Origin of the sequence: Pseudomonas sp. MH9.2 (genome assembly GCF_034353875.1) — a bacterium.
Taxonomy (GTDB): domain Bacteria; phylum Pseudomonadota; class Gammaproteobacteria; order Pseudomonadales; family Pseudomonadaceae; genus Aquipseudomonas.
Genome location: NZ_CP133784.1, coordinates 4426189 through 4440872, shown reverse-complemented (window position 1 = coordinate 4440872; position 14684 = coordinate 4426189). Strand labels below are relative to the sequence as shown.

Genomic DNA, 14684 nt, shown 5'->3' with positions numbered 1-14684 from the left:
AGCGCAACAGGTTCAATACAGCCCTCAGCCAAATGCCTGCTGCAACGCCACACCCGCCCCCATCAAACCGGGGTATTCGGCGGTCACCAGCCATACTGGAATGCCCTTGAAATAATCTTTCATCAAGCCTTTTTCGGCAAAGGACCGGGCAAAACCGCTGGTGATGAAAAAGTCGGTGAAGCGCGGCACGACCCCGCCCACGATATAGACACCGCCACGACCGCCGACGGTCAGCACGTTATTACCCGCCACCCGTCCCAGCCAGCAACAGAACTGCTCCAGCACCGCCGCAGCCACCGGATCGCCTGCCAGCGCCGCCGAGGTGATGGCGGCCGGTGATTTAAGCGTGGGCTCAATGTTATCCAGCGAACAGCTAACCTTGTACAAGAGCAACAACCCACTGCCGCTGAGCACGGTTTCGGCACTGACATGCTCGTGCTCGGTCATCAGGCGCGCCCATATCTGCGCTTCACGTGGAGTGCCGAGCGGCAGATCCACATGCCCGCCCTCCCCCGGCAACGCCATCCAGTGGTTGTCGGCGAGAGGCAACAAGGTGCCCACGCCAAGCCCGGTCCCCGGACCGATCACCACCCGTGGACGAGCTTCCTCGGGGATGCCGTGGCAGACCGTCAGGTACTCATCATCACGCAGACGCGTCATGCCCAGCGCCATCGCAGAGAAGTCATTGATCAGCAGCAGGTTATCCAGCTTCAGGCGCGCACAGAACGCCGCGCGGCTAATGCGCCAGTGGCTGTTGGTGAAGTGAAATTCGTCGCCGCCCACCGGCCCGGCAACCGCCAGACAGATGGAGCCGACTTCGCCCGGATGCAGGTCCAGGTCTTCGAGATAGACCTCAAGGGCTTTTTCCGGGCTGGCGTAATCGATGGTCGGGAAGACCCGGATCGAATGCAACTGACCGTCTTCCCAGATGGCAAAACGCGCATTGGTGCCGCCAATATCACCGACCAAAGCCAATTTCACTTAAGCGTCTCCAGACCCGAAGTAAAGGCACTCGCGCCCTGCTCTGCCGAGCTGAAGGCCATACGCATGAAGCCAAACAGCTCGCGTCCACAACCGACACCGTTGTCGAGCAGACCAATCGCTGGCTCTCTGGCGGCCAATTCTGCGGGCTCGACCAGAACCTGCAATGTACCTTTAACGCCGTCGACGCGAATGATATCTCCGTCACGAACCAGCGCTAAAGGTCCGCCGTCGAAGGCTTCAGGGCAGACATGGATCGCTGCCGGAATCTTCCCGGACGCACCGGACATGCGCCCATCGGTGACTAGCGCGACTTTAAAACCACGGTCCTGCAGCACGCCAAGGAACGGCGTCATCTTGTGCAGCTCGGGCATGCCATTGGAACGCGGCCCCTGGAAGCGCATCACCGCAACGAAGTCGCGCTCCAGTTTGCCAGCCTTGAATGCGTCGGCCAGGTCCTGCTGATCCTGGAACACCAGCGCCGGGGCTTGTATCACTTGATGTTCAGGCGCCACAGCGGAGACTTTCATCACCCCGCGACCGAGGTTGCCTTCCATCACGCGCAAACCGCCTTCAGGCGAAAATGGCCGCGCAACAGGGCGCAGGATGTCTTCATCCAGGCTTTCGATAGGCCCTTCGCGCCAGACCAGCTTGCCGTCTTCGAGGAACGGTTCGCGGGTGTAACGGCTCAGGCCGAAACCGGCGACGGTGTTGACGTTTTCGTGCAGCAGCCCGGCTTCCAGCAGTTCACGGATCAGGAACGACATGCCGCCCGCCGCCTGGAAGTGGTTGATGTCGGCCTTGCCGTTTGGATAAACGTGGGTCAGGGTCGGCACCACTTCCGACAGATCCGCCATGTCCTGCCAGGTCAGCTTGATACCGGCAGCCATGGCAATCGCTGGCATGTGCAACGTGTGGTTGGTCGAGCCGCCAGTGGCGTGCAGGGCAACGATGGAGTTGACCAGCGAACGCTCGTCGACGATCTCGCCCAGTGGCATGAAGTCGCCACTTTGCTTGGTCAGACGCGTGACCTGGTGCGCCGCTTCGCGGGTCAGGGCATCGCGCAACGGCGTGTACGGGTTGACGAACGAGGCACCCGGCAAGTGCAGACCCATGACTTCCATCAGTAACTGATTGGTGTTGGCAGTGCCATAGAACGTACAGGTGCCGGGGCTGTGGTAGGACTTCATCTCCGATTCCAGCAGCTCTTCCCGGCTGGCCTTGCCTTCGGCGTAGCGTTGACGGACGTCGGCTTTTTCCTTGTTCGAGATACCCGATGGCATCGGCCCGCCCGGCACGAACAGCGTTGGCAAGTGACCAAAACGCAATGCACCCATCAGCAGGCCCGGCACGATCTTGTCGCAGATACCCAAGCACAACGTAGCGTCGAACATGTTGTGCGACAGCGCGATGGCGGTGGCCATGGCGATCACTTCACGGCTGGCGATGCCCAGCTCCATGCCCGGCTCGCCTTGGGTCACGCCGTCACACATTGCCGGCACACCACCGGCGAACTGGCCGACCGAGCCGATATCGCGCAAGGCCTGTTTGAGCTGGTCCGGGAAATGCTCGTATGGCTGATGCGCCGACAGCATGTCGTTATAAGACGAAACAATGGCCACGTTGGCGGCGTTCATCATTTTCAGGCTTTGCTTGTCTTCGGTGCCGCAGCCCGCGACACCATGAGCAAAGTTGGCGCATTGCAGCTTGCCGCGCATAGGGCCGTCACTGGCGGCGCCGTGGATCATTTGCAGATAGCGCTCGCGCGTCGCACGACTACGGGCGATTAGCCGCTCAGTTACCTCAAGAACGCGGGGATGCATGTGATGAACTCCAGGCTTACGGATAGGTGACCCGTTCAGGTGATTCCAATTATCGACTGTGCGGCCTAGGCTGAGCAAAGGCTTGAAGTCGAACATCTGAACCGGACTTACGGGCTACTCGTTGTAGATAAAACAAAATATTGCCATTAAAAAGGCTTGTTTTCTATTTTTATGCGAATAATCTTGTAATTCCAACAACAAATTTAAAAGAGGACGGCTGCATGACGCTTCGTATCGCTATCAATGGCTTTGGCCGCATTGGCCGCAATGTCCTACGCGCACTCTATACCCAAGGCTATCGAGAGGACCTGCAGGTCGTCGCCATTAACGACCTGGGTGACAGCGCGATCAACGCGCACCTGCTGCAATTCGATACCACCCACGGCCATTTTGGCGGCACAGTAAAATTCGACCATGAAAGCCTGACCGTCAACGGTGACCGAATCGCGGTCAGCGCCATCCGCAATCCGGCAGAGCTGCCGTGGAAGGCAGAAAACATTGATGTGGTGTTCGAATGCACCGGCCTGTTCACCGACCGCAACAAAGCCGCTGCGCATATTACTGCCGGCGCGCGCAAAGTAATCGTCTCGGCCCCGTCCAAAGGCGCGGACGCCACCGTGGTTTACGGCGTCAACCACGACATCCTGCGTCAATCGCATCAGATTATTTCCAACGCATCCTGCACCACCAACTGCCTGGCGCCCATCGCACAGATTCTGCACCGTGAATGGGGGATTGAAAGCGGTTTGATGACCACCATCCACGCCTACACCAATGACCAGAATCTGACCGACGTGTACCACACCGACCTGTACCGTGCGCGCTCGGCCACCCAGTCGATGATCCCGACCAAGACGGGTGCAGCAGAAGCCGTCGGCCTGGTGCTACCGGAACTGGCAGGCAAACTCAACGGCATGGCGGTTCGCGTCCCGGTGATCAACGTATCGCTAGTGGACCTGACCGTGCAGCTCAAGCGCGAAGCCACGGCTGAAGAAGTCAACGCGATCTTCAAAGAAGCCAGTCAGCACTCGAAAATCCTCGGCTACAATACCCTGCCGCTGGTGTCCCACGACTTCAACCACAACCCGCTGTCGTCGATCTTCGATGCCAACCACACCAAGGCTAACGGCAAGCTGATGAAAGTGCTGGCCTGGTATGACAACGAATGGGCATTCTCCAACCGCATGCTGGACAACTGCCTGGCGCTGCATAACGCCCAGTAAAACCATCTTGCATGAGGGCTTCAAGCACGGCCAGCCCTGTTAAGCTGGCCGGGTTGTCAAATGGACAGACGCCTCATGCCCCTCGAGACCAAGACCGGAACACCGCACCGGTCAATCCTTTCACGCCGTTTGTTTGCCATCCTTGCTTACGTCAGTGTAGGGATCGGGCTGATCGGCATCGTCGTGCCCGGCTTGCCCACCACCGAATTTGTCCTGCTGGCCGCGTGGGCTGCGACCAAAAGTTCGCCACGCCTGAGCGCGTGGCTGGAAAACCATCGCCTGTTTGGACCCATCCTGAATAACTGGCGCAACGGGCGTTTGATCACCCGTCGCGCGAAAATCAGCGCCACCCTGAGCATGGTGCTGTGTGCCAGCATCATGCTAATCCTGCTTGAACACCACTGGCCGGTGTACCTCGCCATCGCGGGCATGAGCCTGGGAAACCTGTGGATCTGGTCGCGACCCGAGCCCGTGAATGCATAACCCTCCTAAACGCCTGCCATGGGCTGTTGCTGCAATGCGACATTTTCAATCGGAATGCCTACGGCATCATTAGCAATCACGTTGCATAAGAGGCTCTGTTGACCTACGTCATATTTAGCGGCAGTCATGGCACCTACCCTGAGGCACTACTTCTCCTGGATGGAGCTGCGCAATGTCTCAAGCTACCGGCAAACTTAGGCTCGGCGCACTTGTCGCGCTTGTCGTAGGATCAATGATCGGGGGAGGCATCTTTTCGCTCCCGCAGAACATGGCAGTCAGTGCCGACGTAGGCGCGATTTTAATCGGTTGGGCCATTTCAGCGGTGGGTATGTTGACCTTGGGTTTCGTGTTCCAGACCCTGGCCAACCGCAAGCCCGATCTTGATGGTGGGGTCTACGCCTACGCCAAGGCAGGTTTCGGCGACTACATGGGGTTCTCGTCCGCGTGGGGTTACTGGATCAGTGCGTGGTTGGGCAACATTGGCTACTTCGTTCTGCTGTTCAGCACCCTCGGTTACTTCTTCCCGATTTTTGGCCAGGGCAACACGCTAGCGTCGATCATCGGCGCTTCAGTGCTGCTGTGGGCGGTGCACTTTCTGGTGTTGCGCGGGATCAAGGAGGCGGCGTTCATCAATCTGGTGACCACCGTCGCCAAAGTCGTACCGTTGCTGCTGTTCGTGTTGATCGCCCTCTTCGCGTTCAAGCTGGACATCTTCACTGCTGACATTTGGGGCTTTAAAAACCCGGATCTGGGCAGTGTGCTGAATCAGGTCCGCAACATGATGTTGGTCACCGTTTGGGTGTTCATCGGCATCGAAGGCGCAAGCATCTTCTCCGCCCGCGCCGAGAAACGTTCGGACGTGGGCAAGGCCACCATCATCGGTTTCATCACCGTGCTGCTGTTTCTGGTACTGGTGAACGTATTGTCGCTGGGCATCATGACCCAGCCCGAGTTGGCCAAACTGCAAAACCCTTCCATGGCCGCCGTGCTTGAACACGTCGTAGGGCATTGGGGTGCAGTGCTGATCAGCGTTGGTCTGGTTATTTCCCTGCTCGGTGCGCTGTTGTCGTGGGTGCTGCTGTGCGCAGAGATCATGTTCGCCGCAGCCAAAGACAGCACCATGCCAGCGTTCCTCAAAAAGGAAAATGCCAACCACGTGCCGGCCAATGCCTTGTGGCTGACCAACGGTCTGGTTCAGGTTTTCCTGATCATCACCCTGTTCTCGGCCAGCACCTACCTGTCACTGATCTACCTCGCCACCTCGATGATTTTGATTCCATACCTGTGGTCGGCGGCGTATGCCCTGTTGCTGGCGGTGCGCGGCGAGACCTATGAGCAAGCCTTGACCGAACGCAAGAAGGACCTCGCTATCAGCGCCGTCGCGCTGACCTACGCGATCTGGTTGATCTACGCCGGCGGCATGAAGTACCTGCTGCTGTCGGCGCTGCTTTATGCCCCGGGGGTGATCCTGTTTGCCAAGGCGAAACATGAAGCAGGCCAACCCGTTTTCACCAACGTTGAGAAGCTGATCTTTGTCGCAGTGGTCATCGGCGCGCTGGTTGCCGCCTATGGTCTCTACGACGGCTTCCTGACCCTGTAACACCCATGCGTACATCATTGGAGGAATACAGATATGTCCACCGATAAAGTCAAACTTGGCGTTCACTCTGAAGTTGGCAAACTTCGAAAAGTCATGGTGTGCTCACCAGGCTTGGCGCATCAACGCCTGACTCCGACTAACTGCGACGAGTTGCTGTTCGATGACGTGCTGTGGGTCGGTCAGGCCAAGCGCGATCACTTCGACTTCGTCACTAAAATGCGTGAGCGCGGCACTGAAGTGCTGGAAATGCACAACCTGCTGACCGACATCGTCGCGTTTCCAGACGCACTGGACTGGATTCTCGAACGCAAGATTTCCCCCAACCTGGTGGGTGTTGCCCTGGTCGATGAAGTCGACGCCTGGGTGCGCAGCCTGGAGCCACGCCAGATCGCCGAATTCCTGATTGGCGGGGTATCGGCCGATGATCTGCCGACCAGCTTCGGCGGCAAGACCATCGAAATGTTCCGCGATTTCCTCGGTCACTCCAGCTTCATCCTGCCTCCACTGCCCAACGCTATATTCACCCGCGACACCACCTGCTGGATTTATGGCGGTGTGACCCTGAATCCGATGTATTGGCCTGCCCGTCGTCAGGAAACCCTGCTGGCCAGCGCCATCTATAAATTCCACCCGGAGTTCACCAACGCCGACTTCCAAGTCTGGTACGGCGACCCCGATCTGGATCATGGCAACGCCACCCTTGAAGGCGGCGATGTCATGCCTATCGGCAACGGTGTGGTACTGATCGGCATGGGCGAGCGCACCTCGCATCAGGCCATTGGTCAACTGGCGCAGAACTTGTTCAAAAACAATGCGGTCGAACGGGTCATTGTCGCGGGTCTGCCAAAGTCCCGCTCTGCGATGCACCTGGATACCGTGTTCAGTTTCTGCGACCGCGATCTGGTGACGATTTTCCCGGAAGTGGTCAGCCAGATCGTCGCGTTCAGCCTGCGCCCCGATGACAGCAAGCCGGGCGGCATTGACGTGCGTCGCGAAAAAACCAACTTCCTTGATACCGTGGCCGCTGCGCTCAATCTCAAAACCCTGCGCGTGGTCGAAACCGGTGGTAACAGCTTCGCCGCCGAACGCGAGCAATGGGATGACGGCAACAACGTGGTCGCGCTGGAACCGGGCGTGGTCATCGGCTACGACCGTAATACGTACACCAATACTCTGCTGCGCAAGGCCGGGGTCGAAGTCATTACCATCAGCGCCAGCGAACTCGGCCGGGGTCGCGGCGGTGGTCACTGCATGACCTGCCCGATCCTGCGCGACCCGATCGATTACTGATACATCGATCACCCACATGTGCCCTGGCTTGGCCCTATCCCGTGCCAGCCAGGGAGATAACCGAAACCCAAGGAGATCTGAAACATGGCCTTTAACATGCGTAACCGCAGCCTGCTGAGCTTGATGCACCACACAAATCGCGAGTTGCATTTCCTGCTCGACCTGTCCCGCGACCTCAAGCGCGCCAAGTACACAGGCACCGAACAGCAGCATCTCAAAGGCAAAAACATCGCGTTGATCTTCGAAAAAACCTCGACCCGCACCCGCTGCGCCTTCGAAGTTGCAGCCCACGATCAAGGTGCCCACGTCACCTACATTGACCCGGTATCGTCGCAAATCGGCCACAAAGAAAGCATGAAGGACACCGCCCGCGTACTCGGCCGGATGTTCGACGCCATCGAATACCGTGGCTTTGAACAGGAAATCGTCGAGGAGCTGGCCAAATTCGCCGGTGTGCCGGTCTTCAACGGCCTGACCGCCGAGTTCCACCCAACGCAAATGATTGCCGACACCCTGACCATGCGCGAACACAGCGACAAGCCGCTGCATGACATCAGCTACGCCTACTTGGGTGACGCGCGCTACAACATGGGTAATTCACTGCTGATGATCGGCGCCAAACTGGGCATGGACGTACGCATCGGCGCACCCAAGGCCCTGTGGCCGCACGCTGACTTCATTGCCCAGTGCAAAACGTTCGCCGAGGAAAGTGGTGGCCGCATCACCATCACTGAAGACCCGCTGGAAGCAGTCAAGGGCGTGGACTTCATCCATACCGATATCTGGGTCTCCATGGGCGAACCGGTTGAAGCGTGGGACGAGCGCATCGAACAACTGCTGCCGTATCAGGTCAACGCCACAATGATGAAAGCGTCGGGCAACCCACGGGTGAAGTTCATGCATTGCCTGCCAGCGTTTCACAACAGTGAGACCAAGGTCGGCAAAGACATCGCCAGCCGTTACCCGAATCTGGCCAATGGCGTGGAAGTCACCGAAGAGGTCTTCGAGTCGCCGGCCAACATCGCTTTTGAGCAGGCAGAAAACCGCATGCACACCATCAAGGCAATCCTGGTATCGGCGCTGGCTGACATCTGACTTTGGGGAAAAACACCATGCGTATCGTCGTTGCATTGGGTGGTAACGCCCTGCTCCGCCGTGGCGAACCGTTGACCGCGGAGAATCAGCGGATGAATATCCGCGTCGCCACCCAACAGATCGCCAAAATCGTCCCCGGCAATGAGCTGGTGGTGGCCCACGGCAATGGCCCGCAAGTGGGCCTGCTGTCCTTGCAGGCATCGGCCTACACCGCCGTGGCGCCTTATCCGCTGGACGTCCTCGGCGCTGAAACCGAAGGCATGATCGGCTATATCATCGAACAGGAGTTGGGCAATCTTCTGCCCATCGAGGTCCCTTTCGCCACCCTGCTGACCCAAGTCGAGGTAGACGGCAACGACCCCGCCTTCCAGCATCCGACCAAGCCCATCGGCCCGGTCTATTCGAAAGAAGAAGCAGAACGCCTGGCCAAGGAAAAGGGCTGGAGCATCGCCCCGGATGGCGATAAGTTTCGCCGAGTGGTCGCAAGCCCGAAACCCAAACGTATCTTCGAGATCCGCCCGATCAAGTGGCTGCTGGAAAAAGGCAGCATCGTGATCTGTGCCGGTGGCGGCGGCATCCCGACGATGTATGACAAGGACGGTCAGCTACAAGGTGTCGAAGCCGTGATCGACAAAGACCTGTGCTCGGCCTTGCTCGCGGAACAACTGGAGAGTGATCTGTTGGTGATTGCCACCGACGTGAACGCCGCGTTTATCGACTGGGGCAAGCCCACCCAGAAGGCTATCGCCCAGGCCCACCCTGACGAGATGGAAAAACTGGGCTTTGCCGCAGGCTCGATGGGCCCTAAAGTGCAGGCAGCCTGCACCTTCGCCCGCAATACCGGCAAGGTCGCGGTGATTGGATCACTGGAAGATATCGAAGACATCGTCAACGGTAACGCCGGCACGCGAATCAGCAGTGCCACACCTGGCATTATCTATAAATGAACCTTGGGATAGGCCGCGAGGTCTATCCCGACACTTATCGTTTCGTCCAGCGAAGGAGCAATGCACATGTTCGAACCCGGTCATCTGCACATCACTCGCGTTGCACTGCAACCCACCGATTTCAGCTATGACATCCACATCCGCTACGAAGTGCGACAGGCCCCCACGCAAGGCACGGCCATGCATTTCTTCATGGAGGGCGAGATCAATGGCGCTGCGTTCAAGGACGAATTCGAACTGCCAAAGGACATGGCCTACAACTTTGCCAGCGAAGCCTTTCATATCGCGGTCAAACACGGCATGCCCAAGGCTGCGGACCTGCGCTCGATGCATGGACAATACGACGCCATGTTCGAACACATTCGGCAACTGCTCGACGCCAAGCCGGGTGATCCGGTGATGCCAGAACATCTGGAATGACCTCCATGGCCAGGAACGCCTCTCGCGAATATGCCTGGCAATGCCAGTGACACGGACGACCTGACACGCCGCTGACCCATTTGCTGGCATAATTGCGGCCCCCGCGGTCCAGAACCTTTAGTAGCCCATGCGTATTCACGTCTGTTTTATCGACCGCGTTGGTATCACCCAGGAAGTGCTGGCTATTCTGGGCGGGCGAAATCTGAACCTGGACGCCGTGGAGATGGTGCCGCCGAACGTTTACATCGATGCCCCGACACTCAGCCCGCAAGTGCTCGAAGAGCTGAAGGATGCGTTGTTCCGGGTGCGCGGTGTCGAAGCGATCACCGTGGTGGACATCCTTCCCGGCCAGCGTCGCCACCTGCAACTTGATGCCTTGCTCGCCGCCATGACCGACCCGGTCCTGGCCCTGGACAGCGCTGGTCATGTGCTGCTGGCCAATCCGGCGCTGATTGCGCTGTGCGGACGCGAACCTGAAGGTGAATCCGTCGCCGAGCTGTTCGCCGACCCCGGCCTGCAAACCGCATTACTGGAAAACGGCTTTCGTTTACCGTTGCGCGAAGTCACGCTCAACGGCGAAGTTTTACTGCTCGACGCCACCCCGATCACCGACGCAGGCGCGCTGTTGACGCTGTACCAACCGAGCCGGATTGGCGAACGCTTGGCGGCGCTGCACCATGACCATGCCGAAGGTTTCGATGCATTACTGGGCGAGTCACCACCGATTCGTACCCTCAAGGCCCGCGCCCTGCGCGTGGCAGCCCTCGATGCGCCGCTGCTGATTCAAGGCGAAACAGGAACCGGCAAGGAGTTGGTCGCGCGTGCCTGCCATGCCATCAGTACCCGCAATAGCGCCCCTTTCCTTGCGCTCAACTGCGCGGCGCTGCCGGAAAACCTCGCCGAAAGCGAACTCTTCGGTTACGCCCCAGGTGCCTTCACCGGGGCACAACGTGGCGGCAAACCAGGGCTGATGGAACTGGCCAACCACGGCACGGTGTTTCTCGACGAAATCGGCGAAATGTCACCGTACCTGCAGGCCAAGCTGCTGCGCTTCCTGAATGACGGCAGTTTCCGCCGCGTCGGAGGGGATCGTGAAGTGAAGGTCAACGTGCGGATTCTCAGCGCGACCCATCGCGACCTGGAAAAAATGGTCAACGAAGGCACCTTCCGCGAAGACCTGTTCTATCGCCTGAACGTACTCAACCTGGAAGTGCCGCCGCTGCGCGATCGCGGGCAGGATATCCTGCTGCTGGCGCGCTATTTCATGGAGCAGGCCTGCGCTCAGATCCAACGACCGATTTGCCGCCTGACGCCGGGCACTTACCCCGCACTGCTGGGTAACCGCTGGCCGGGTAACGTGCGCCAGTTGCAGAACGTGATCTTCCGCGCAGCAGCTATTTGCGAAAGCACGCTGGTGGATATCGGCGATCTGGACATTGCCGGCACGTCCGTCGCCCGACAAAGCGACGGCGAAATCGACAGCCTCGAACAGGCGGTCGAGGACTTCGAGAAAACCTTGCTGGAAAAGCTCTACATCAGCTACCCCTCCACCCGCCAACTCGCCGCCCGCCTGCAAACCTCCCACACCGCCATCGCCCATCGGTTGCGCAAGTACGGGATTCCGGGAAAGGGCTAAGCCCCGACGCGTGTGGTCAAGGGGCGTTTCCGCAGCCCCCTTCGCTATATTCGGAAGCGTCCTACAGCCGGCCTATCCCCCTTGGCAATAGACTGTCCAGTCGACGAAAAAAAGGACTGGCACGTATGGCTAATCACGGTTACATGCCCCTGACAGGTAAGACTCAAGGACTGATTTCAGCGAGCTGCTCAACTCAGGATTCCATGGGCAACAAATATCAGCCAGACCATACCGACGAAATAATGGTGCTGTCTTACAACCACACCATGGCCAATATTGGAAATATCGACAGGCCAACCCACCACCCAATCATCATCACCAAAAACGTTGATAAATCGTCACCGTTACTCGCTCAAGCGCTCTCAAACAGAGAAGAAATAAACGGTACGATCAGTTTCTACCGCGTATCTCCCGTTGGCACCCAGGAAAAATTCTATTCAGTGTCGATCAGTGGCGGGATTATCGCTGACCTGACGCTTGATATGCCGCATGTCATTTTACAATCGGACGCAGAACCTCAAGAACACGTCGCTATTCGCTACCGTGAAATCACCTGGAGGCACCACTTGGCCGGGACCAGCGGTTATAGCTTTTGGGGTGAAGAGGGATGAACCCCAACCGTTATGACCTCTGGGATGTCCATCAAGCTGCGGGCCAAGTGCTGGCGCAAGCCCATAGCCTCAGCGCTCGCCACCTTAGCCACGGCATGCCGCGTGTGCACTTCAATAGAGAAGTGGCCTATTACGCAAAGCGCATTGTCGATGATGTCGAGCTCGGCCATAAAACCCCCGAACAAGGCATACAGGCACTGCTGCAAGAACGGAACGACCTGTCAAACCAGGCGCAGGCCGTGGCGCGCAACGGCCAGGTTGCAATAAGCGATGCGGTCAAGCGCATCCCGGTATATCGACTCACCCAACCCGTATTACAACCTGACCCCGAGCGCTTATTGCGCTTTGTCCATGCTCAACACCTCAACACGCCTGATGAGAAGGCTCAGCGCACAACACAAGCGGCAGCCCCGCCACCTCCCGTCGAAACGTATAAGTTTTTCCCCCGAGAACAATGGCCAGAGCCCATCGAGCTACACGACCCAGGGTTCTACATCGTCCCCAAGAGCACAACGGCGGAACAGCTGGAAGCGCAGCTGTTCACCTCACGCAACCCGGCCGTGATTGCCAAATTCAGGGCCCTTAACCCTGGGTTGGATCAGGTAAAAGCGGGGCAGATGATCGTGCTAAGCGATCCCGAAAATCCACGATGCACCCGCGAAGAAGCGCTGCTGATGGAAACGGCACGCAGGGTGAATCAGGCGTTGGCGGACCTTAGCCCGGAAGAGGCCGATTTCATGGCCCGCCACCGTGACGAAATCGAATCCTTCCTCACGCACGGCGCCACCGCGATCGGCATTGGCGAGTCGATTTTCGCCAAGCACCTGGCCGATGTGAAATTTCTGCTGCAGGAGATAGAGGCCTTGCATACGCGCACCTTTGAGCAACATGGACACCTGCGCTCAGCGGAGTTCTTTGCCGACCGCAAGCGCCTGTTTACCCAACTCGATACCCAACTTACCTCGCTGACCAAAAAAAGCATCGGCTTACCCGACCACCCGAAGCTGAAAACCGCTCTGGGTATTTCCAGTCGCAGCCTGGTGCATCGTGCGGGGCGAGCGGGCGGATTCGGCCAGAATCCCGGCTACGCCACCCGCATAGGCGCCGTGGCCAAGGCTTCCCAGTACGTCAAAACGGTGGCTGGATCGGCACCGCCGTCGGCGGTGGCGCCTCGTACATGAAAGTTCAAGACGTGTGCACAGCTGGCAATGCCGAGGCTTGCGAAAAAGTGAAATACACCGAAGGCGGAGGTTTTATCGGCGGGGTTACAGGGGGTGCTGCCGTTGGTGCGTATTTAGGCGCTGCTGGGACTGGCGCTATCTGTGTTGCTCTCGGGGTGCCCACTGCTTGGGTAGGAACGCTTGTATGCGGCATTGTGGTAGTCGGAGGTGGTTCTTTGGCAGCTGGGCTTGCCCTCGGCAAGATTGGTGAAAAGACAGGTGAAATTATTTACGAGGTCACTCAATGAGCGTGAGTACCGCTGACAAAGTTTTCCTCTGTGTCAGCTTAAGTGGCTTTGCAGGTGTGTTCGTTTTCCTTGGTCTTGCGCTACATCTCGCCTACACCAAAATGGATATGATGCTGGACCACTTGAAGAACTGTCCCGCCGTTATGATCAGAGCCCCATTTAAGAATGGCGGCCCTGCGGGAAGGTTGTTTGTACTGGGTGCAATAATGGGACTAATGACCGTCCCTCGTCTCTATCTCCGCGATGGAGGGGCTAGCGCTGAGGATTTAAAGAGCTTCCCTGCCGACCTTAAACGTAAATTGATTGTATTGCACTGGGGCGGCTGCGTGCCTCTATTGGTATTGTTTGGAATGGTTGCAGTAGTCGAATTTGGTCTTGTGTAACCTATCGGGTACACGGCGTACCAGACAGGCCACCTTCGCAGACAAGTCAGTTCCTTGAGCTGCGAACGGCCATCAACCTGTACCGAAAACGCTACAACGGAACGGTTTCGCTACAGCTTCCGGACACCCCCCGTGTGCAAGGCTTTGATCCTGTAAGCCTTTTTTATCGCGCTCCAACCGTAACGATTTCGCTACAGCACCTATCCCCTCGCCATCAAAATATATATATAAGTCATTGATATATATCTACTAAATAATATTGGCCGCAAACTTGCTATGGTCTTTCCTCATTACGCTCATGCGCGCCGTGAGCTTTTGCCCCTTGAGGAGTTTTTATGAGCGAGTTGCGATTCACCGTCGACCACGAATGGCTGCGTACCGAAGCGGATGGCAGCGTCACCGTCGGCATTACGCCCTACGCGCAAGAGTCGCTGGGTGATGTGGTGTACGTGCAACTTCCTGAATTGCAGACTTACACACAACACGCTGAAGCCTCGGTGGTTGAGTCTGTGAAGGCTGCCAGCAGTATCAACATGCCGCTCACCGGCGAAGTGGTCGAAGTCAACGCAGCGCTCGAAGCGACGCCTGAACTGGTCAACGAAGACGCACTGGGCGCCGGCTGGTTCTTCCGCTTCATCCCTGAAGACGCCAGCGCCATCGACAGTTTGCTCGATCAGGACGCTTACGACCGCCTGATCAAAGCCAGCGCTGAAGCCTGAGGAGC

General features: G+C 58.0%; 15 protein-coding genes. 13 read left to right on the top strand and 2 right to left on the bottom strand.

Annotation, left to right across the window (positions count from 1 at the left end; translation table 11 throughout):
• Window positions 1-24: 24 nt before the first annotated feature.
• Window positions 25-981 (bottom strand): glucokinase, encoded by a 957-nt coding sequence (locus RHM55_RS20450; protein ID WP_322178059.1) that lies wholly within the window; start codon window positions 979-981, stop codon window positions 25-27.
• Window positions 978-2804, bottom strand: coding sequence for a phosphogluconate dehydratase (edd, locus tag RHM55_RS20445; RefSeq protein ID WP_322178058.1), 1827 nt, complete (start codon window positions 2802-2804; stop codon window positions 978-980). Before edd ends, RHM55_RS20450 begins: the two co-directional genes overlap by 4 nt.
• A 221-nt stretch (window positions 2805-3025) precedes the next feature.
• On the opposite strand from edd, the gene gap reads away from it, so the two are divergent.
• The 13 genes from gap (at window position 3026) to gcvH (ending at window position 14679) form a co-directional block, all read left to right on the top strand.
• Window positions 3026-4027, top strand: coding sequence for a type I glyceraldehyde-3-phosphate dehydrogenase (gene gap / locus RHM55_RS20440; protein WP_322178057.1), 1002 nt, complete (start codon window positions 3026-3028; stop codon window positions 4025-4027).
• A 75-nt stretch (window positions 4028-4102) separates the two neighbouring features.
• Window positions 4103-4510 (top strand): YbaN family protein, encoded by a 408-nt coding sequence (locus tag RHM55_RS20435; protein ID WP_322178056.1) that lies wholly within the window; start codon window positions 4103-4105, stop codon window positions 4508-4510.
• Between the two features lie 172 nt (window positions 4511-4682).
• Entirely contained in the window at window positions 4683-6110 is a 1428-nt protein-coding gene (gene arcD / locus RHM55_RS20430) for an arginine-ornithine antiporter (RefSeq protein WP_322178055.1), read from the top strand.
• A 33-nt stretch (window positions 6111-6143) separates the two neighbouring features.
• On the top strand, window positions 6144-7400 hold the full coding sequence (arcA, locus tag RHM55_RS20425) for an arginine deiminase (protein WP_322178054.1): 1257 nt from the start codon (window positions 6144-6146) through the stop codon (window positions 7398-7400).
• Window positions 7401-7484: 84 nt separating this feature from the next.
• A complete protein-coding gene (locus RHM55_RS20420) occupies window positions 7485-8495 on the top strand; it encodes an ornithine carbamoyltransferase (protein ID WP_322178053.1) in 1011 nt (336 codons plus the stop codon).
• 17 nt (window positions 8496-8512) lie between these two features.
• On the top strand, window positions 8513-9442 hold the full coding sequence (gene arcC, locus RHM55_RS20415; RefSeq protein WP_322178052.1) for a carbamate kinase: 930 nt from the start codon (window positions 8513-8515) through the stop codon (window positions 9440-9442).
• 66 nt (window positions 9443-9508) lie between these two features.
• Window positions 9509-9862 carry a DUF5064 family protein gene (locus RHM55_RS20410; RefSeq protein ID WP_322178051.1) on the top strand — a complete coding sequence of 118 codons (354 nt, stop codon included), beginning with the start codon at window positions 9509-9511 and terminating at the stop codon, window positions 9860-9862.
• Between the two features lie 127 nt (window positions 9863-9989).
• Window positions 9990-11498 (top strand): sigma-54-dependent transcriptional regulator, encoded by a 1509-nt coding sequence (locus RHM55_RS20405; RefSeq protein WP_322178050.1) that lies wholly within the window; start codon window positions 9990-9992, stop codon window positions 11496-11498.
• Between the two features lie 125 nt (window positions 11499-11623).
• Window positions 11624-12109: an Hcp family type VI secretion system effector gene (locus RHM55_RS20400; RefSeq protein ID WP_322178049.1), complete on the top strand. Its 486-nt coding sequence runs from the start codon at window positions 11624-11626 to the stop codon at window positions 12107-12109.
• Window positions 12106-13290, top strand: a complete 1185-nt coding sequence (locus RHM55_RS20395; protein ID WP_322178048.1) for a hypothetical protein — start codon at window positions 12106-12108, stop codon at window positions 13288-13290. The genes RHM55_RS20400 and RHM55_RS20395 overlap by 4 nt, the downstream gene beginning before the upstream one ends.
• A complete protein-coding gene (locus RHM55_RS20390) occupies window positions 13287-13577 on the top strand; it encodes a hypothetical protein (RefSeq protein ID WP_322178047.1) in 291 nt (96 codons plus the stop codon). The genes RHM55_RS20395 and RHM55_RS20390 overlap by 4 nt, the downstream gene beginning before the upstream one ends.
• A complete protein-coding gene (locus RHM55_RS20385; protein WP_322178046.1) occupies window positions 13574-13960 on the top strand; it encodes a hypothetical protein in 387 nt (128 codons plus the stop codon). Before RHM55_RS20390 ends, RHM55_RS20385 begins: the two co-directional genes overlap by 4 nt.
• 335 nt (window positions 13961-14295) lie before the next feature.
• On the top strand, window positions 14296-14679 hold the full coding sequence (gcvH, locus tag RHM55_RS20380) for a glycine cleavage system protein GcvH (RefSeq protein ID WP_322178045.1): 384 nt from the start codon (window positions 14296-14298) through the stop codon (window positions 14677-14679).
• Window positions 14680-14684: the final 5 nt, after the last annotated feature.

Excerpts from the sequence above, each read along its gene's own strand:
- RHM55_RS20390 (WP_322178047.1), top strand. The coding sequence starts at position 13,287 with ATGAAAGTTCAAGACGTGTGCACAGCTGGCAATGCCGAGGCTTGCGAA.
- RHM55_RS20385 (WP_322178046.1), top strand. The coding sequence starts at position 13,574 with ATGAGCGTGAGTACCGCTGACAAAGTTTTCCTCTGTGTCAGCTTAAGT.
- RHM55_RS20395 (WP_322178048.1), top strand. The coding sequence starts at position 12,106 with ATGAACCCCAACCGTTATGACCTCTGGGATGTCCATCAAGCTGCGGGC.
- gap (WP_322178057.1), top strand. The coding sequence starts at position 3,026 with ATGACGCTTCGTATCGCTATCAATGGCTTTGGCCGCATTGGCCGCAAT.
- RHM55_RS20405 (WP_322178050.1), top strand. The coding sequence starts at position 9,990 with ATGCGTATTCACGTCTGTTTTATCGACCGCGTTGGTATCACCCAGGAA.
- gcvH (WP_322178045.1), top strand. The coding sequence starts at position 14,296 with ATGAGCGAGTTGCGATTCACCGTCGACCACGAATGGCTGCGTACCGAA.
- arcA (WP_322178054.1), top strand. The coding sequence starts at position 6,144 with ATGTCCACCGATAAAGTCAAACTTGGCGTTCACTCTGAAGTTGGCAAA.
- arcC (WP_322178052.1), top strand. The coding sequence starts at position 8,513 with ATGCGTATCGTCGTTGCATTGGGTGGTAACGCCCTGCTCCGCCGTGGC.
- RHM55_RS20420 (WP_322178053.1), top strand. The coding sequence starts at position 7,485 with ATGGCCTTTAACATGCGTAACCGCAGCCTGCTGAGCTTGATGCACCAC.
- RHM55_RS20410 (WP_322178051.1), top strand. The coding sequence starts at position 9,509 with ATGTTCGAACCCGGTCATCTGCACATCACTCGCGTTGCACTGCAACCC.
- RHM55_RS20400 (WP_322178049.1), top strand. The coding sequence starts at position 11,624 with ATGGCTAATCACGGTTACATGCCCCTGACAGGTAAGACTCAAGGACTG.
- arcD (WP_322178055.1), top strand. The coding sequence starts at position 4,683 with ATGTCTCAAGCTACCGGCAAACTTAGGCTCGGCGCACTTGTCGCGCTT.
- RHM55_RS20435 (WP_322178056.1), top strand. The coding sequence starts at position 4,103 with ATGCCCCTCGAGACCAAGACCGGAACACCGCACCGGTCAATCCTTTCA.
- edd (WP_322178058.1), bottom strand. The coding sequence starts at position 2,804 with ATGCATCCCCGCGTTCTTGAGGTAACTGAGCGGCTAATCGCCCGTAGT.